The 18,039-nt window shown below is 59.9% G+C and carries 20 protein-coding genes and 1 pseudogene; 8 read left to right on the top strand and 13 right to left on the bottom strand.

What is annotated here, in order from left to right:
- Positions 1 to 181 precede the first annotated feature (181 nt).
- Entirely contained in the window at positions 182 to 625 is a 444-nt protein-coding gene (locus EXR36_11640; GenBank protein MSQ60263.1) for a hypothetical protein, read from the top strand.
- A 583-nt stretch (positions 626 to 1,208) separates the two neighbouring features.
- Here EXR36_11640 and EXR36_11645 read toward each other — a convergent pair.
- The 3 genes and pseudogenes from EXR36_11645 to EXR36_11655 form a co-directional block, all read right to left on the bottom strand.
- Positions 1,209 to 2,264, bottom strand: a pseudogene (locus tag EXR36_11645) (transposase).
- 1 nt (position 2,265) lies between these two features.
- A complete protein-coding gene (locus EXR36_11650) occupies positions 2,266 to 2,676 on the bottom strand; it encodes an integrase (protein MSQ60264.1) in 411 nt (136 codons plus the stop codon).
- The gene (locus EXR36_11655) at positions 2,677 to 3,060 is read right to left on the bottom strand and encodes a hypothetical protein (protein MSQ60265.1); all 384 of its coding nucleotides are present in this window, start codon (positions 3,058 to 3,060) and stop codon (positions 2,677 to 2,679) included. It abuts the gene before it with no gap.
- A gap of 258 nt (positions 3,061 to 3,318) precedes the next feature.
- Between EXR36_11655 and EXR36_11660 the strand changes: the two genes are divergently transcribed.
- From EXR36_11660 to EXR36_11675, 4 genes are all read left to right on the top strand, one after another.
- Positions 3,319 to 3,936, top strand: coding sequence for a hypothetical protein (locus EXR36_11660; GenBank protein MSQ60266.1), 618 nt, complete (start codon positions 3,319 to 3,321; stop codon positions 3,934 to 3,936).
- A 79-nt stretch (positions 3,937 to 4,015) separates the two neighbouring features.
- Positions 4,016 to 4,438 carry an ankyrin repeat domain-containing protein gene (locus tag EXR36_11665; protein MSQ60267.1) on the top strand — a complete coding sequence of 141 codons (423 nt, stop codon included), beginning with the start codon at positions 4,016 to 4,018 and terminating at the stop codon, positions 4,436 to 4,438.
- 757 nt (positions 4,439 to 5,195) lie between these two features.
- Complete coding sequence (locus tag EXR36_11670; GenBank protein MSQ60268.1) at positions 5,196 to 5,399, top strand: hypothetical protein; 204 nt, start codon at positions 5,196 to 5,198, stop codon at positions 5,397 to 5,399.
- A complete protein-coding gene (locus tag EXR36_11675) occupies positions 5,365 to 5,652 on the top strand; it encodes a type II toxin-antitoxin system RelE/ParE family toxin (protein MSQ60269.1) in 288 nt (95 codons plus the stop codon). The genes EXR36_11670 and EXR36_11675 overlap by 35 nt, the downstream gene beginning before the upstream one ends.
- A gap of 229 nt (positions 5,653 to 5,881) precedes the next feature.
- Here EXR36_11675 and EXR36_11680 read toward each other — a convergent pair whose 3' ends face one another.
- From EXR36_11680 to glyQ, 9 genes are all read right to left on the bottom strand, one after another.
- Entirely contained in the window at positions 5,882 to 8,959 is a 3,078-nt protein-coding gene (locus EXR36_11680; GenBank protein ID MSQ60270.1) for an efflux RND transporter permease subunit, read from the bottom strand.
- Positions 8,960 to 10,039, bottom strand: a complete 1,080-nt coding sequence (locus tag EXR36_11685; GenBank protein ID MSQ60271.1) for an efflux RND transporter periplasmic adaptor subunit — start codon at positions 10,037 to 10,039, stop codon at positions 8,960 to 8,962.
- Between the two features lie 282 nt (positions 10,040 to 10,321).
- Complete coding sequence (lysA, locus tag EXR36_11690) at positions 10,322 to 11,575, bottom strand: diaminopimelate decarboxylase (GenBank protein ID MSQ60272.1); 1,254 nt, start codon at positions 11,573 to 11,575, stop codon at positions 10,322 to 10,324.
- Positions 11,576 to 11,580: 5 nt separating this feature from the next.
- Entirely contained in the window at positions 11,581 to 11,694 is a 114-nt protein-coding gene (locus tag EXR36_11695) for a hypothetical protein (GenBank protein ID MSQ60273.1), read from the bottom strand.
- A gap of 38 nt (positions 11,695 to 11,732) precedes the next feature.
- The gene (locus tag EXR36_11700; GenBank protein ID MSQ60274.1) at positions 11,733 to 12,404 is read right to left on the bottom strand and encodes a M48 family peptidase; all 672 of its coding nucleotides are present in this window, start codon (positions 12,402 to 12,404) and stop codon (positions 11,733 to 11,735) included.
- Positions 12,405 to 12,562: 158 nt separating this feature from the next.
- Positions 12,563 to 13,294: a 1-acyl-sn-glycerol-3-phosphate acyltransferase gene (locus tag EXR36_11705; GenBank protein ID MSQ60275.1), complete on the bottom strand. Its 732-nt coding sequence runs from the start codon at positions 13,292 to 13,294 to the stop codon at positions 12,563 to 12,565.
- A complete protein-coding gene (gene gmhB, locus EXR36_11710) occupies positions 13,294 to 13,827 on the bottom strand; it encodes a D-glycero-beta-D-manno-heptose 1,7-bisphosphate 7-phosphatase (protein ID MSQ60276.1) in 534 nt (177 codons plus the stop codon). Before gmhB ends, EXR36_11705 begins: the two co-directional genes overlap by 1 nt.
- Entirely contained in the window at positions 13,824 to 15,893 is a 2,070-nt protein-coding gene (locus EXR36_11715; protein MSQ60277.1) for a glycine--tRNA ligase subunit beta, read from the bottom strand. The genes gmhB and EXR36_11715 overlap by 4 nt, the downstream gene beginning before the upstream one ends.
- An 11-nt stretch (positions 15,894 to 15,904) precedes the next feature.
- The gene (glyQ, locus tag EXR36_11720; GenBank protein MSQ60278.1) at positions 15,905 to 16,774 is read right to left on the bottom strand and encodes a glycine--tRNA ligase subunit alpha; all 870 of its coding nucleotides are present in this window, start codon (positions 16,772 to 16,774) and stop codon (positions 15,905 to 15,907) included.
- Positions 16,775 to 16,898: 124 nt separating this feature from the next.
- On the opposite strand from glyQ, the gene EXR36_11725 reads away from it, so the two are divergent.
- The 3 genes from EXR36_11725 to EXR36_11735 all read left to right on the top strand — a co-directional run bounded on the left by EXR36_11725 (position 16,899) and on the right by EXR36_11735 (position 17,803).
- On the top strand, positions 16,899 to 17,180 hold the full coding sequence (locus tag EXR36_11725) for a PAS domain S-box protein (GenBank protein ID MSQ60279.1): 282 nt from the start codon (positions 16,899 to 16,901) through the stop codon (positions 17,178 to 17,180).
- A gap of 96 nt (positions 17,181 to 17,276) precedes the next feature.
- Positions 17,277 to 17,633, top strand: a complete 357-nt coding sequence (locus EXR36_11730; GenBank protein MSQ60280.1) for a PAS domain-containing protein — start codon at positions 17,277 to 17,279, stop codon at positions 17,631 to 17,633.
- Positions 17,630 to 17,803, top strand: coding sequence for a hypothetical protein (locus EXR36_11735; protein ID MSQ60281.1), 174 nt, complete (start codon positions 17,630 to 17,632; stop codon positions 17,801 to 17,803). The genes EXR36_11730 and EXR36_11735 overlap by 4 nt, the downstream gene beginning before the upstream one ends.
- A 41-nt stretch (positions 17,804 to 17,844) precedes the next feature.
- Here the strand turns inward: EXR36_11735 and EXR36_11740 are convergent.
- On the bottom strand, positions 17,845 to 18,039 hold a 195-nt coding region (locus tag EXR36_11740), incomplete at its 5' end, for an IS3 family transposase (GenBank protein ID MSQ60282.1).

Genomic DNA, 18,039 nt, shown 5'->3' on the forward strand with positions numbered 1-18,039 from the left:
TTCCCGGCATGCTCGCACCCATGCCTGCGGTCATGAGCCCAACCCGGCGCTCAAGCGGGACGCGCCACACGGCGCGCTTTGGAGGAATGTGGTGATGCACGAAACCTCTGGCCCGGCGCACATTAGCGCGGCGCGCCCCTTAGCTCTGCTTTAGGCATCACCATACAAGGGGGAACAATCGATGAAATCTCATCTTCAGGGTCGTCTCGTAGTTTCGGGAGTTTTGGCGCTGGTCTTCTTATGGGGATGCGCTGCTCAGGCGCTTGTCTTTTCCGCAGCGCGCGGACAAGTTCCCGAGCAGGTTAACGCCGATACACGGTCCTGCCAGCAGATGGCAGAACAAGCACCTGCTGCCTATGATCAGTTCGTTCGACCGCCTTTCCGCAACATTGAACCTCGGTCCCGTCGAGTTCAAATCAACTGTATGACAGGACTTGGGTACCTCGCGTTCATGACCCATGGGCAAACTATGGACCAGTTCAAGGCGGAAATGCAGGTGTGCGTTCCGACGGTATTGAGGGCAAAAAAGTCCCTCTCTGACGATGACCTGAATGGTATTGCCGATTGCATGGCGGGCCGCGGCTACTCTGTGGCGGGTCCGAATTTTGTCAGAGGCCCAAAGTGAGTAGAAGTCACACAAGACCGAGGAAGACGGCACGCAAGTCCAATTCTGCGCCGTGACGTTTCAATCGCCACGCTTGCCCGGAAGTTTCTTGCAAACCTTGCGAGCGACAATGATGCCTAACCCATAAGGATTGAGGCGACGCGAAGCGTCGTTTCAATCCGCTGTTCAAGAAGCCCGGGGAGCGGGCGGCGGTGTGTATATGGGAAATGCTGTCGTACCGAAGAAGGGTGGCGCGAGAAGCGGGTAGAAAATTGCGCTTGACACGAGGTGCTGTGCGCAAAGTCGAGGAGAGTTCGCGAGATTTTTCGGTGTTAGAGCGTTATCTAATCACATGCGAATCCGTCTTGAAGAGTGCAATTCCATGGTGCCGGCAATACCTCCCCGTGCCCATCACCGAATGAGTGAGCGGGCGAGAGCAAACGCGAGCCTGGCCATTGAAACCGATGGCCGGGCCCGGCGGGAAACCAGCGAGCGCGGCTTACGGTCCAGAGTCCGCAGCGTGCATCGTCGTGGCGCCAAGCGTGCGTGACACAAGCGCCTTGATCCGCGCCCAGAGGCGGGCGCGCGGCAAGAGCGTGCACCGGTAGCGCAGCTTTGCCCCGCAGCGCGGGCAACAAAGAGGCTGCGGTTCGGGCACCTGCACTACCCCCGCGGCCTGGGGCACGGCATCGAATCCCTGGGCCAATTCGATACGCGCCTTGATCTCCTCGAAGGGCATCTTGAAGGAAGGCGACAAGAAGCCGAAGTAGCGCACCTTCATGAATCCGGAGGGGAGCACGTGCTGGAGGAAACGATGCATGAAGGCGAAGACGGGCAAGCGCATCGTGCGCACGCGCTGGCTATGCACCTTGCGGTAAGTGAAGGTGACGTGGGCGTCGTCCACGCATTGGATGCGAGACTCCGAGATCGCGACCTTGAACACGTAGCGCGCGAGATAGGCCAGCGAGTTCGCCGCCTCGCCCACCGCCTGGGCGTTCACGTTCCACTCCACGGCCCAGGCATCCGGTGGGATCTGAGCGAGCAGACCTTCGCGCTGCATCGCGTCACGGAACTTAGCGCGGTACACCCGCGAGAGCGCGTGCACGGGCAAATAAAACCCACTACTCGCCGTGTGCCACGCCGAATCCTCGCTGGAGAACACCCCGCCCAGCACCAGGTAGTGAATTTGGGGATGGAACTGGAGGGCGCGTCCCCAGGTATGAAGCACACCGAAGAATCCGGGCGTATCCGCGCCCATGAACTTGGGGTTCGCGCACAGCGTCTTGATGGATTCGGAAGAGGCCTCGAACAAGGCGGCATAGCCCGCGCGCTGGTTCGAGCGCAAGAAGCCGCGCAAGGATTCGGGCACCGTGAAGGTGAGCATGAAATAAGGCACTGGCACTTGCCGCTCCAATTGGCGGGCGAGCCACGCATAGCCCTTGTGGCCCTGGCAGGCCGGGCAATGGCGGTTGCCGCAACAGCGCGGCAGCACGTGAGGCTTGTCGCAGGCCTCGCAGTGATAACAGGTACACCCATTACCGGGCGTGCGGCAAGCCATCAAGGCGCGCAGCACCTTCTGCTGGTGCCCGGGCATCGTACCGCCGAACTGAGCAAGATAGGCTGGGCCGTGGCGGCGGAAGATCTCTTGAAGAAGGCTCATCTCACAGACCCTCCATCACGGAGTCGATGAGCGCGTAGGCGTTCTCCTCCCCCTTGCGGGTCAAGTGCAAGTAGAGCGTGGTGGTCTCGATGGAGGAGTGTCCCAGGTACTTCTGGATGACCCGTAGATTCACCCAGGCTTCGAGCAGGTGGGTGGCGTAGGCGTGCCGCAGGGTATGCACGCTCACCGAAGGCTTGCGGATACCGGCCTCGAACTTCGCCCGCCGGAAGGCGCCTTGCACCGAACTCTTCGCCATCGGGGTCGTGGAGGTTCCACCTGAGCGCGAGTCGCGCCCGTAGGCGGGAAACAGCAGGCGGGGATTGCGGTGTTGTTTCCAGTGCGCGCGGAGGACCGTCAGGGTGGCATGGGGCAGCGGGACGAAGCGGTCCTTGGCCCCTTTGCCCCGGTGCAATCAGAGGACGGAAGACAGAGAACGGAAGACTGAAAACACCGGCTCCGTCTTCAGTCCTCTGTCCTCAGTCCTCTGGAAAGAAAGGCGCGATTCGGCTCGCGCGCGCAGATACTGAAACAGCCGCCAATCGCGCCCTAGCACACTGACGAAGAAGAAACGAATCCCGCAGTAGCAGATCCGCATGGTGTTGGGCGACCAATGATCCACGTTACGCCGGTGCAAGAAGTATGTTTCCAGCTCGGCCTCGGAAATCTCGGAGGGATTCTTGCCGTGGTGAAACTGAACCAACATGCGAAGGGCGCGCGTGTAAGCTTCCACGGTACGCTCGCCCTTGCCCGCGAGGGTCAAGGCGTTGACGGACTTATGATACCAATCGGTGCTCATGGGTGTTCTCCTGAAGAATGGACGGAAATGCCCGCCACGAAACCCGTGACGAACCCCATCAGGAGAACAAACCCCAACGAAAGCGGCTAGTGACTCAGCGGTAGTATGATTTGCTTCTCGGTACGGACACGCGAGAGCGATGATGAACTCCCCCCGCGTAGCGGCTTACTTGAACCATCAGTTGCACCGGAGCGCCAACAGCCGGCTTCACCGCCTGTTGCCGCCCGGTGAACTGAGTCGTTAGACATCGGAATCTCTATGTGCGATGAGGACTACCTGGAGGAGAGGCGTAGGGCGCTTAAGGAGTCTGTCGCCTTCTTCTCCCCCGAGCGGAAGCTGGAACGCGAGAACTGGATCGTTGATACATTCCTCAAGAACCTTGTGGTGGAGTTCTCTCCTTCTGAGCTCGCTCCGGAGCCTGACGAGCCGCCCGACGTTCGCTTCAGGGACGCGCAGTTTGAATTGAAGGAGTTGATGGATCCGGGTAGGCGGCGCTATCAGGAGTACCGAGATTCGCTTGTAAAGGCACAAAGTGCTACGGATCCATCCGAACTACTCGAACCATTTACGCCTCGGGATGCAACAGCATCGGAGATCTACGCAGATATTTTGGGAGCGGCTTCTGGGCTGCTTAGAAAGTATCCACCAGTCGCATGCGCCAATCTTGATCTGCTTTTCTATGTCAACTACGAGGACGTCATGGGGCTGACCGAAGTGCCATTCCCTGATGTGGCAGAGTTGCGTGCTCAACCGTGGCGATCTGTCTCATTCATCATAGGACACTGTGCATGTGTGCTCGCAACCCAGCTCGATGCGCCATCATTCCTAAGAGCGGCTAAGGGAAAGATTGTGCATCGTCCAATCACCGGCGTCTAACTTCCGCATGCACCTGACCGGCTACAGCGGGCTTCGCCCGCTTCCGCCGGCAGGTGATGCGGGGCGTTAGGCCTTCCCCATGACGCAACGTACGGAATATTTCGAGGACGCAGACGCAATCGTTACGGCTGTATTGCTCGGAGATTTTGACGCGGCAGAGCTGTTGGTGAAACGAGGAGTAGACATAAATGCTCAGGACGAAATTGGCCGAACCACAATAATGATGGCTATCGAGGAAGATTGGGCTGGTACTGCGTGGGTTGAATTTCTGATTGAGAACGGGGCCGACGTAAACACCTCGGACAATGACGGTGACTCAGCCTTGGATTTTGCAAAGTACCATCGGCGCAACGACATTGCTGAGCTTCTTCTTTCAAATGGTGCAAAAGGGAAGGATGGCGCGTCGGCTAAGGAACTGCGCGACGATTCGATCTACGCTGCATTTGAGCAAGCAGACATTGTAAAACGCTTGGTCGCAGAAATTGAAAAAAAGAAGCCCTAACGAATAAGGTTAGATCGTGCGAAGCCACGATCTGAACCGTTTGTTGGACGAGCCCGGCCCTGAGCGCGGTTGAGCGTCACAGGAAATATCTATTTGGGAAGTACGCCGGTTTGAAGTTTTACCGGGAGCGCGGGGCCTGGAGAGCCCGCTGCGGACACATCGTTGCGCCAGCCTCTGCGTGTTTTGTTCGGTGGCGGGCCGGTTGCGTGCCGGTTTGCCCCGAGCCATGGCGAGCCTGTGGCTCAGCTTATGGGCGCTGGTCTCCCGTCACAGACGCAGGGGCGGGGTGCTTACAGGGTCAATGCGCCCCCTGGGTGGCAATGGGCACCGGCATGACCCCTTCGATCCCCGGGCGAATCCGCGTTTTCACGATTCCCCATCGCCGCCCCGCAGCAGGTGCATAGGACTGGCGCGCGTTCTTTGACCCAAGGGGCCCGTAGGGTCAGATCTTTAATTTATATCATCAACTCCCAAAAAATATGGCGAACACGGAACACACGGGAAAACAACGGCTCTTCCCTGTATTCCGTGGTTGATGCTTTATGTATTCTTCGTGTATCTACAAAAGCGAAGGGAAAGGCCTTGTACTTTGCCTTCTCGCTTGATCTGACAGGCCGAGCACGCATGGAAGGCCGAGCGCAGCCCGGCGGCTGTTATTTCGCGCTGCGCGCTCCATTCGTCGCGGCACAACCGGGACGTTAGAGGGCAAGAAATCGAGCGGCGTATACTTCCAACGAATGAATCTGAGAGTACTGAAATGGACATGCCCGGAATCGAATTCCTGATCGATCGAAATGGCCGCAAAAAGGCGGTGCTCATCGACCTGAAAAAGCATAAGGGTCTGTGGGAAGATCTTTTTGACGCCTATATCGCGCACCAAAGGCGCGGCGAGCCCCGTGATTCCCTTGCCACGGTAAAGCGCTTAGTTGCCGCGAAGGCCAAGCGCAAGGCGCGTGGCTGATTATTCCGTAGTTTTTGCTCGATCCGCAAGCAAGGAACTCCGGTCACTAGATTCAGCGGTGGCTCTACGAATTCTTAAACGAATCGAGGCATTGTCCGCGAACCCTCGTCCCGCAGGCGTGGTAAAGCTCGAAGGCGCACAGGATCTATGGCGCCTTCGCGTAGGCGAGTGGCGCATTGTTTACCGAGTCGTAGACAGCCAGAGTCTGGTGGATATTGTTGGCATCCGCCATCGCCGCGAAGCATATCGCTGAGCACCGCCCTCTGGCCGCCGCGTCTACTCGGACGCGCGCAAATGCCGCGCGCAGGTAACGCGGGACGTTGGGCCGCACACGGGGCATGGAGACCATCGTTGCGGAGATCGAGTGTGCATTAGCAACGCTGCAACTCCCGCCTGGAGCAATGGAGCAGCTGTCCCTGGGCCAAAGCGAAGCCGTGTGCCGGCGACTTCTTAGTTCCAGGATCTGCAGCGCGCCGGCGCCTTCACTTCTGCGGAAACAAATCCGCATTCTTTCTCCACCGCCTTGGCACATATCCCTGTGCAATAAGCGAATACGCCGCCGGAACGACCACGAGAGTTAGCAGGGTTGAGGTGATCATCCCTCCGATCACCGCGATGGATAACGTCTGGTTCGTTTCCGCTCCCGCGCCGATTCCTAGCGCCGCGGGCAGAAGCGCCAAGATGATCGTGAACGAAGTCATCAGCACCGGGCGCATGCGAATGGGGCAGGCATCGCGCAATGCATCATCCACCCCCATGCCCTCCGCCCGCTGTTGGTTGGTGAGATCCACCAGCAAGATGGAATTCTTCGCCACCAATCCGATGAGCAAGATGAGGCCGATCATGGAGTAGATGTTCAAGGTTTGCCCAGTGAGCCAAAGGGCCATCACGCCGCCGACGATGGCCAAGGGCTGGGCGAGCATGATGATGACGGGCTGAAGGAAGGAATTGAACTGGCTCGCGAGCACCATGTAGAGCAACACCAAGGCAAGCCCGAAGGCGAAGCCCATGTACTTGAGGGTCTTTTGAAATTCTTCCGCTTGCCCGATGAGTTGGATTTTGTAGCCCGGCGGGAGAATCTCGGCGGCCAGTGCACGCACTGTCTTCACCGCTTCGCCCAGGTCGGCGGTGGGATTGTTGAAGAAATTGGCGGCGTATTGCAGGTCGAGTCTTGCCACCACGGCAGGGCCGACGGCCTCCTTCCACTGCGCGACGGAATCCAAGCGCACCAGGGTGCCGTCCTTGCTGCGCAAATAAATCTTGCGCAAATCCGCCGGCTGGGTGAATTGCGCCTCGGCCGCCTTCAAGCGAACGAAGTAGCGCTGGCCATCCCCCGGCTCGTCGCTGTAGCTGGCGATGTCGGTGCCTCCGGTGAGCATGTTGACGGCGAAAGCCAGCTCTTCCGTGGAAATGCCTAGGGCGTTGGCACGTGTGCGATCGGGAAGAAGCACGATTTGCGGCAAGCTCAACTGCAGGTCGGTGTCGGTGCGCCCGATGCCCGGTTCGTTTTGCAGGCGTTGCTGCAAAGTGGTGGCGTACTTTCCCAATTCTTCCAACACCGGCCCCACCAAGGCGAACTGCAAGCGCTCTCCGCGCCCGCCGCCCACGAAGGATTGTGGCGCGGCGAAAGCGCGCACGCCTGGCAATTGCCCCAAAGCTTTCTGCACGTCCCCCATCACTTCCTTTTGCGAGCGCTCACGCTGCGTCTTGGGCAGCATGCGGGCGACCACGTAGCCCTGGTTGACCTGGCCCGCGGAACCCAATCCTATGAGCGAGAACTCCGTGTGCACTTCCTTGAACCGATCGAGAATGGCTTCTATTTCTCGGATCTTGCCCTCGGTGTATTGAATGCTCGACCCCAGTGGGGTGCGCAAGGTCACGTTGAAGCGCGACTCGTCTGTGTCCGGGGCCAGGGTTTTACCCACCTTGGCGAAGAAATAAAAACTCGACGCAAAGGCGGCCACCGCAATCAATAACACCAGCCCCCGGTGGCGCAAGGCCAAGTCGAGCAAGCGGCGGTAAGTACGATCTAGCCTTTCGAATCCCCGATGCAGCTTGCGGTACACGAAACCCTCGTTTTCCGCGACTTTCAAGTAGCGCGAGCACAACATGGGCGTGAGCGTGAGCGAGACAAACCAGGAGACCAGCACGCCGGCCACCACTACCACGCCAAAGGAATTGAGGAAACGCCCCACGATGCCAGACATGAAGATCACCGGCGTGAAGATGCACACGAGCGATAGCGTGGTGGCCAGAATGGCGAACACCACCTCGCGAGCGCCGTTGGTGGCCGCGGAAATGGGATCCGCATCCAGCGTTTCGCGGTGCCGGTAGATGTTCTCCAGCACCACGATGGCATCGTCCACCACCACACCGATCAACAGCAGCAGGCCTAGCATGGTGATGGAGTTGAAGGTGAACCCGGCGAAGTACATGACGGCGATGGCGCCGAACAAGCTCACAGGAATGGCCGTGGCGATGATGAGGGTGGAGCGAACGCTGCGCAAGAACAGCCACACCACCAAGGATGCCAGCAGCGTCCCCTCGATCAAATGTTCCTTGAGCGTGGCCACCAGTTGCAATATGAATATGGCGTCGTTCGAAACGACGGAAAGTGTGAAGCCGGGAGGAAGCGCGGGAATGATTTCATTCTCGACTCTTGCTAGAACGTTCTCGGCGATCTCCACGGTGTTGGTGTTGGAAACCTTCGCCACGCCGATACCGATGGTGCCTTTGCCGCTGTAGCGCGCGAGCTGCCGGTTGTCGCTCAAGCCATCTTCCACCTCGGCGATGTCGGAGAGCCGTACCGGCAGGCTCTCGCGCTGGGCCACGATCAATCCGCGCATCTCGTCCAGGTTGTGATATTCGAGATCGAGTTTCACCAAGCTTTCGGTGGTGCTGCCCACGATGAAGCCGCCGGGCAATTGCACATGCTCTTGCGCGAAGGCCCGCCTTAAGTCCGATGCCGTGACATTGAGTGCGGCCATGCGCGCGGGATCGAGATTCACGCGAATGGTGCGGTCGCGCCGCCCGCCCAGGCGCACTTCGCCGACACCGTCGATGGTTTCCAGCCTTTTCTTGATGACGTTAAGGGCGTATTGATTGAGTTGCTGCTGCGTTCGGTCACCTTGCAGGGCCAGCCAGAGGATGGGCTGGGTGTTGGTTTCCGCCTTGGAGACGACGGGAGGGTCGGTATCCTCGGGCAGCCTGCGCAGCACTTGGTTGACCTTGGCCTGGACCTCGTTAAAGGCCACGTCGATGCGCTTGCTCAGATCGAAAGTGATGTTGATGGTGGAAACGCCGGGCGAAGAAGTGGACTGCACGTGCTCGATGCCAGGCACGCTGTTGATCGCGCTCTCGATGATGTTGGTGACGCTGGCATCCACCACGGCGGGGTTCGCGCCCTTGAGCGTTGTGGTCACGGACACGTTGGGTAACTCGACGTACGGGAGCCGGTCCATGCCGATGCGCTGGTAGGCGATCACGCCGAAGAGCACCAGCACCGCGTTCACCATGATGGCGAGCACGTGCCGCTTGATGGAAAGTTCTGGCAGGGTCACTTAGGACTTCTTTTCTTGCACGCTGACCGGTGCCTGGTCGGTCAAGAAACCCGCGCCATCGAGCACCACGCTCTCGCCCGCCTTTAGCCCGGAGAGGATCTCGACCCAGCCTTCTTGCTTGACGCCTGCGCTCACCACTCGCTGCCGAGCGGCGTTTCCCTCCACCACATAGACCACCTTGCCCGCGGGCCGCAATACCACGCTTTGCTCCGGCACCACGATGGCGCCAGGCCGAACCTCCACCGATACGCGGGCATTTACCGTGGAGCCCGGATGCCATCCCACTTGTTCCTTCAAGCGCACGATGGCGCTCACCGCTCTGTTGGTGGCGCCCACGCCCGCCTTGATTTCGGCGATCTCGGCATCCAGCGCGCCGGAGGCGGGCGCTTGCAACTTTACTTTCTGCCCCACCTTGAGCAGCGGCAGCAAGCTCTCGGGAAACGGAAGGTACACATTCAAGATGCGGGTGGACACCATCTCGAACATGGGATCGCCGATCTTGACGTAATCGCCTTGCGCAATCAGAGGACGCTCGATCTTGCCATCGAAGGGAGCGGTGAGCCGCGTCTTGCCGATGTTGCCATTGGCGATGGCCAATTGCGCTTTGGCCACCGCCAGTTGCTGCGCCAGGGCGCCCTGTTGCGCAACGGCGTCGTCCACGGCGGACTGCGATAGGAATCCCTTTTGCCGCAGCGCTTTGTTGCGCTCGACGATGGCGCCTTGATTCTTGAGCAACACCTCCACGCGATTGAGTTCGGCCGCGACGGCCTGCCCCGTCAGGCGCAGATCCACCGGGTCGATCACGGCGAGTAATTGGCCCTGCTTCACCGCCGCGCCCGCACGCCCCAGAACTTGGCTGACCTTGCCCGCGACTTCCGCCGTGATCTTCGGATCGATGGTGCTCTCCACGGTGCCCACGGTGGATTCCCACACCTCAAGGTCGGTTTGTTTCGCCTGCGTCACCGTGACCAGCGTGGCGGTGGTGCCTTTGGGCTTGGGCGCACCGTCGGAGCGGTTACCGCAGGCCGCGAGCGCGGCACAAGCGAGTACGAGCAGGAAGTAACGAGGTGGTCGGAGCACTTAGCGTGGGAGAAATGATCCTTGCCGCCCTTCGATGCGGAACAATGACCGTTGGTTCAACGGCTGGGGAGACCGATTCTAACGCCCCAGGGGTGAGAGTACCCCGCCTAGCCCGCGTAACCAACGATTCGGTAAGCCGTCGCGCCGCGAAACAGCGCCTGGGGATCCGCGGAAGTCCAGCCACTAAAGGGGAAAAGTCCGCCGTAAAGATATCAGTACGACGGCGATAAGCGTTGCGAGGGCGTACCGCTGCGGCGGCATCGAAAGGCTTAGGGCACCATGTCAGCGGATGTGCTCATGCGCGTACAAATCCGCCACAGGCTCACGCGCGCGGATCAGCCTTGCTCCGGTTCCGTCCACCATCACCTCCGCCGCGCGCGGGCGCGAGTTGTAGTTGCTGCTCATGCTCATGCCGTAGGCGCCGGCGGACATGATGGCAAGCAGGTCGCCTTCCATCAAGCACAGATCGCGGTCTTGCGCGAGAAAGTCAGCGGATTCGCACACGGGCCCCACGATTTCCCATGGCTGGGTGGCTCCTTCGCGGCGCTGGACCGGCAGAACGTCGTGCCATGCCTCATACAACGCAGGGCGCAACAAGTCGTTCATGGCGGCGTCCACGACGGCGAAGTTACGAGTTTCGCCGGGCTTCAAATACTCCACTCGCGCCAGCAGGATGCCGGCATTTCCAACCAGGGAGCGGCCTGGTTCCAGAATGATTTTGAGGGACCGGTTTCCCACCGCTTCGGCTATGGCGTTGGCGTACTCCGCCAAGGACAGCGGTGTTTCGTCGCGATAGCGAATGCCCAATCCTCCGCCCAGGTCGAGATGCTCGAGCACGCTGCCTTCGCGGCGTAGCTCATCCACGAGCCCCAGCACTTTCGCGAAGGCGTCGCGAAAGGGGCCGATCTCCGTAATCTGCGAGCCGATGTGGCAATCGATACCCACCACGCGCAAATGCGGCAAGCTCGCCGCCAGGCGGTACAACCGAGGAGCCTCCTTGAACGCGACGCCGAACTTGGAGTCCTTCAATCCCGTTGAGATGTAATGGTGGGTCTTGGGATCCACATCGGGGTTCACGCGCAAACTCACAGGCGCGCGGCGGCCCATTTCACCCGCGACATTATTCAAGCGGCGCAACTCGCTTTCCGATTCGGCGTTGAAACACGCGATACCCGCTTGCAAAGCTTGCTGCATCTCCGCCACTGTCTTGCCCACGCCAGAGAACACGATCTTGGCGGGGTCGCCACCCGCGGCCAGCACGCGCTCCATTTCGCCGCCGGAGACAATGTCGAATCCGCTGCCGAGCTTCGCGAACAAATCGAGTACGGCGAGATTGGAATTGGCCTTGATGGCATAACAGATGAGGTGAGGGAGGCCCTTCAATGCCCGCGCCAGCGCGCCGTCCAGCGCTTGGTAAGCATGCGTCAAGGCAGCGCGGGAATACACGTAGCAAGGCGTGCCGAACTCGTCCGCGATCTTGGACAATGGCACCTCCTCCGCTTGCAGGCCTCGTGGACCGTAGGTGAACGGCTGCATGGCGCCTACTTCTTCTCGGTCTTGTTGGGCTCTTCCGGCGGCGGTAGGTAGAGCGGGCCCTTCATGCCGCAGGCGGCGAGGAAGGTGGTGAGCAGCAACGAAAACACGAGCGCGCGCATGGCCGGAGCAAGTAATTAAATTGCCACCGAGTGTAGCACTACAGGCTCATGTAATGCCGTGTGAGGGCATTGAGTTCGGCGCGGGCCCCGGCGTATCCAGGGCAGAGTTTCTCGACGATGCTCCAGAATTTGGGCGAGTGGTTCATCTCGATGATGTGCGCGGCCTCGTGAGCGACGACATAATCGATCACGGGAGGTGCCGCCTGCATCAAGCGCCAACTCAGGCGAATCTCGCGTTGCGCGTTGCAACTCCCCCAGCGCGAGGTGGCGCTCGACACGAATAGCTTCGGCTTCTTTCTCAGATTGAGTTGCATCGCATAGTGCTCCAGCCGTTGGGCGAAGTGGCTTTGCGCATGGCGTTTGTACCATTTGGCGAGCGCCAGTTTCACGTCAGCGAGTTGCGCGCTACCAGGCAACCGCACCTCCAGGCGGTGGTTGTCCATGAGCAGCACCATTGCGCGCTCTTGCTCCTCCACCACGTCGAGAGTCAATTGCTCGCCAAGATAGTCCACCAGACCGCCGCTTCGCCACGAGCGCGCGGGAGGTGCGTTGGCGCTCCAACTCGCCAGCTTCTTTTGGATCCAATGGGCGCCGTCTTGCAGAACGCGTTCTATGTGCCTGTCCGTGCTTCGCCACGGCGCTTGCACCACCAAGCCCCGGTCATCCACTTGCAGCCCGATGCGCCTGCGCTGCATGCTTCGCTTGAGCAAGTAGGAAATTTCCTTTCCGCCAAGGTGGACTACGCGAGACTCGGAAGGCAGTTTTTCCGGTGGTTTCTTGGGCGGGGCCCTTGGTGGTTTGTGGACCGGTGGCGCCGGTTCCGGCGAGCGCAAAACTTGCCGAAGAAACTCGAAGGGCGCGAACAAATCTAGCTGCAACGGGAACTGCCCAGCTTGCGAACTTCGCTTTCTATCCAGTCTCGAGTCCTTTCATTGATTTCGTTCACGCTCAGCCCCGAGGTATCGATGGGCTTGCCGATGCTCACCGTTATTTTGCCCGGAAACTTGACGAAGGCATTGCGTTGCCACAAGTGCCCGGCATTGTGCGCCACCGGTACCACCGGCGCGCCCGTCTGTTTGGCGAGCCACGCCCCGCCGACCTGGTAATTACCCGTTTCCCCCGGAGGCACGCGTGTTCCCTCGGGAAACACGACGATCCAGAAGCCATCGCGCAAGCGCGCCCGCCCCTGCTCCAGGGTCTGTTTGAGTGCCCTCATGCCAGCTCCGCGGTCGATGGCGATGGGGTTCATCATCGCGAGCCCCCAACCGAAGAAGGGCACCTTCAACAGAGATTTCCTCAGCACCCACACTTGCGGTGGAAAGATCACCTGGAACACCAAGGTTTCCCAGGCCGATTGGTGCTTGGACAATACGATGCTGGGTTCCGAGGGCAGATTGCCGAGCCCGATCACTTCGTAGCGAATGCCGCATATCAGGCGCGCCAACCACACCATCAAGCGCGACCAGGAACTGATGACACGGTAGCGCGTGAGCGGTGAAAAGGGAAAGGTAAGCAGCGCCACGCCGGAGAAGAACACCGTGAGCACCGATTGCAGAGCGAGAAAGAACGCCGAGCGCGAAAGAGTGAAAACGTAGGGCATCAGGCAATAATGGCCCTCACCGCCTCGGCGAGGTCCGCATGGATGCGCGTGGACGGCGGCAGCCCTCCGGCTTCGCGCGATTTCGTGCCTTTACCCGAGAGCACCAGTATCGGTTGCGCGCCCACGGCATCGGAGGCTTGCAGATCGCGCAGGGAATCCCCCACGCTGGGCGCATCCTTCAAGGCGATGTTGAAGCGCCGCCCGATGTCCTCGAGCATGCCCGGCTTGGGCTTGCGGCACGAGCATTGCGCCTCGGCGGGATGCGGGCAATAGAACAGCGCGTCGATGCGCCCGCCGAGCTGGGCGAGCGCGCGGTACATCTTGTCATTGATGGCGTTAAGCGTGGCCATGTCGAACAATCCGCGCCCGATGCCCGATTGGTTGGACGCCACCACCACCCGGTAACCCGAGTGATTGAGCTTGGCGATGGCTTCCAGGGAACCGGGAACCGGCTTCCATTCCTCGGGGCTTTTGATGAACTGGTCGCTATCCTGGTTGATGACGCCGTCGCGATCCAAAATGATGAGCTTCATGCCGCCAGCTTCGAAATATCGGCCACTTGGTTCATCAAGGTCTCCAACTGCGAGAGCAAGGCAAGCCGGTTATCGCGCAAGCTCGCATCCTCGGCCATCACCATGACCTTATCGAAGAAGGTGTCCACGCCGCCGCTAAGGCCGGCCAGCAAGCGCAACGCCTGCGTATAGCTCGCGCTGGCCACCAGCGCGTTCAATTGCGGCGCCAGGGCGTTGACGGCACCGAACAGAGCCCTCTCGGCATCCTCCTGGAAGAGAGCTACATTGCACGTACCGTTCTTGACTTCGGTCTTCTTGAGAATATTGCGTATGCGTTTGTTGGCGGCGGCCAGACTTTGCGCTTCGGGAAACGCGCGGAAAGCGCGCACCGCCTCCATGCGAGGTAACACCTGGTCCATGCGAACAGGGTTTTGGCCCACCACCGCTTCGATCTCGTCCACGGTGAATTCGCGCTCGCGCAAATAACCCCGCAAGCGATCCAGCGCGAAGGGATGAATATCCTGCACGACGCTATCGGCCAGCATCCCTCCGGGGAACTGGCTGCGCGCCACTTGCAGGAGCTCCACGAAATCCAAGGGCAGCGCCTTTTCCACGAGAATGCGCAGAATGCCTAATGCCTGGCGGCGCAAGCCGAAGGGATCGCGGTCGCCCGAGGGTTGCATACCGATGCCGAAGATTCCCACCAAGGTATCGAGTTTGTCCGCCAGCGCCACGGCACAGCCGAGATGATCATCCGGCAGCGAATCGTTGGCGAAGCGCGGGTGGTAGTGGGCCTCGATGGCGCGCGCCACGTCCGCGGACTCGCCATCGTGCAACGCGTAGTACTGCCCCATGATGCCCTGCAACTCAGGAAACTCGCCCACCATGCCGGTGATGAGGTCCGCCTTGCACAAGCGCGCCGCGCGCTCCGCTTTCGTTGCGTCTACTCCAAGCTTCTCCGCGATATGCACAGCCAGCTTGGAGATGCGGTGAACCCTCTCCAGTTGGCTGCCCAACTTGTTGTGATAGACCACTTGTCCCAGACGCTCCGCGCGCTCGGCGAGAGGGGTCTTGCGGTCTTGGTCGAAGAAAAATTTCGCGTCCGACAAACGGGCGCGCAGAACGCGCTCGTTTCCTTGAATGATTTGAGAGGGGTCGTCGGTCTTGAGGTTGCTCACGATCAGAAAGCGGTTCAGCAGCTTGCCAGTTTGCTTATCGAGCAGCGGAAAGTACTTCTGGTGCTGCTTCATGGAGAGGATCAGGCACTCTTGAGGTACCGCTAAGAAGGCTTCGCCAAAGCGGGCCTCGTAAACGATGGGGCCCTCCACCAACGCGGTGACTTCGTTCAGCAAATCCGCCGCTTCGCCCAGTTGCGCTTCGCCCGCGGCGCTGGCGAGCATCGCGTGAATGAGGTCGCGCCTCTTCACGAAACTCGCCACCACGGCGCCACGTTGCGCGAGCGTAGCCTCGTATTGGCTTGCGTGCTCGATCTTGATGCTGCCCTCGCTTAAGAAACGGTGCCCGCGCGTATGCCCTCCAGCGCGCAAACCCAGCACGCTGCCTTCCACCACCTGCGTGCCATGCAACATGATCAATCCGTGCACGGGCCGCACGAACTGGTCTTCGCGGTTGCCCCAGCGCATCATCTTGGGAATGGGAAGTTCCTTGATCGTTTGCTGAACGATACCGGCCAAGTGCGAGGACAAGGCTTCCCCCGCCTTGGTGGACCGAAACACGAAGTGCTCCGCCTTGCCGTCGTTCATGCGCGCGAGTTGTTCCACGGCCACTCCGCACGAACGCGCGAAACCTAGCAGCGCTTGCGTGGGTTTGCCGTCAGCGCCCATTCCCGAACTCACGGCGGGGCCCTTGCGTTCCACGCTGCGTTCGGGTTGGATGCCGGCAACGTCCGCGACCAGCACGCCCAAGCGCCGCGGCGTGGCGAACGGTGTTACCGCGGCTTGCGCGGGCGCAAAACCCAGATCCTTGATGCGTTTGCCAATGCCTTCGGCGAACCGGGCGCCCAAGGTTTGCAGGGATTTGGGCGGCAATTCTTCCGTGAGAAGTTCAACGAGCAATGCGTCTCCCATGAAAAGTCCGCTCAGTTCTTCAGCATGGGAAAACCCAACGCTTCGCGCGAATCGTGGTAGGCCTGCGCCACCAGCCGCGCTAGCACGCGGACCCGGCCAATATAGGCCGCGCGCTCGGTCACGGAGATGGCACCGCGCGCATCCAACAAATTGAAGGTGTGGGAGCACTTCATCACCATCTCGTATCCAGGCAGCGGCAATCCCGCCTCGATGAGGCGTTTGGCTTCGCCCTCGTATTGGTTGAAGTGTTCGAACAACATCCGCACGTTGGAGTGCTCGAAGTTATATTTGGATTGCTCTACTTCGTTCTGGTGGTAGACGTCACCGTAGGTCACACCCTTCACCCAAGCCAGATCGAAAACGTTGTTGACCCCTTGCAAATACATGGTGAGGCGCTCCAAGCCATAGGTGATCTCGCCTAGCACCGGCTTGCACGGCAGGCTGCCCACCTCTTGGAAGTAAGTGAATTGCGTGACCTCCATGCCGTTCAACCACACTTCCCATCCCAAGCCCCAGGCGCCCAAGGTCGGCGATTCCCAATCGTCTTCGACGAAGCGAATGTCGTTTTTCTTGGAGTCTATCCCCAAGGTGATAAGGGATTGCAGATACAACTCCTGAATGTCGTCCGGAGACGGCTTCAACGCCACTTGGTATTGGTAATAGTGCTGCATGCGGTTGGGGTTTTCGCCGTAGCGCCCGTCCTTCGGGCGGCGCGAGGGCTGCACATAAGCCGCCTTCCACGGCTCGGGACCTAGCGCGCGCAGGAAGGTTGCCGTATGAAAGGTGCCAGCACCCACCTCCATATCGTAGGGCTGTAGCAAGGCGCAGCCTTGCTTGCCCCAGAAATTCTGGAGCGTGAGAATCACATCTTGGAAGTTCATCGGGGTGGAGGAGCTTGGATTGGCGTGTCCCGGAAAAAACGCGAATGTTACTGGGTTTTGCCCCCGCGCCGCGCCGTGGACGGACACCGGGCCCAGGGAGTTGCTACAGTTTCAGGGCGTAATCATGAATACGAGCACTGAACTTGAGGACTTGGACCTGCTCGCCACCGTTTTCGACGTGGCGCGCACGGATATCTGCGTCATCAGCGAGATGGGTCTTTTTACCAAGGTCAACCCCGCTTTCTGCGCCATGGTCGGTTACGCCAGCAATGAACTCGTGGGGCGAGAGTATTCGATGTGCGCCCCGTCCGCGGTCGTGGCCGTTAAAGACAAGTTTCTGGCCGCCAACCTGGCGGACTCCCCCAAAGTTCCGGCTGAGTGGCAAATCCGGCGGCGCGACGGATAGCTCTTCGACGCGCTGGTCAGTTCTCGCCCGGTCACCCGGAATAATGGCCAGCGCTTTTTAGTGGTGACGTTCTCCGGCATCACGGAGCGAAAAGCCATGCAGGCCCGGGCGGAGCAGATCAACACCGAACTGGAAGCGCGCATTCAAGCTCGAACTCGAGAGCTTCAGGAGAACGAGCGCAAGTACCAGCGCATCATCGACGTGACGCGCGAGGGGTTTTGGCTGGTGGACGGTTGGAGCCGAACTTCATCCGTGGCCGGCATCGCTTTCGTGCGGAACCGCAATTTCGTCTGGGTCAACAGGGCCTTCGAGCAAGACATGCTGGGTTACGAGGCGGGCGAATTGGCGGGGAAGTCGAGCTTGATCACTTATCCCAGCCCCGAGATGTACGCCGGCCTCGGGCCCCAGATCGACAATATCCTCATCGAAAAAGGCATGTTTCAAATTCCATGACCTCGCACGAGTTTCGCACGCCCTTGGCGGCAATCCTGTCTTCCATCGAATTGATTGCCGGCTACGGAGAGCGTCTTCCCGAGGATGAAAAGACGGAGCTGGCCGGCGTCATCAAGTCGTCGGTCAAGGGCATGAGCCAGATGCTGGAGGACAGAGGTGGCTCCGGTTAATTGGACAGATTTCGGTTGAAGATAATTGAAGCCCTGCATGGTTAAGCTGCCAGAGGCAGCGGTAGGCTGCCGAAGTAGGCTTCATCGGGCGTTCTGCCGTCAAGGCTGAGATGAGGTCTGATCTGGTTGTAGAAACGGAAGTACTTCGTGAGGCCGTCTTTGGCCTCAATCATGGTGCCATAGGAGTGGAGGTAGACGTCTTCGTACTTGACGCTTCTCCAGAGCCTTTCCACGAA

The sequence above is a fragment of the Betaproteobacteria bacterium genome, assembly GCA_009693245.1.
Lineage (GTDB): Bacteria > Pseudomonadota > Gammaproteobacteria > Burkholderiales > SHXO01 > SHXO01.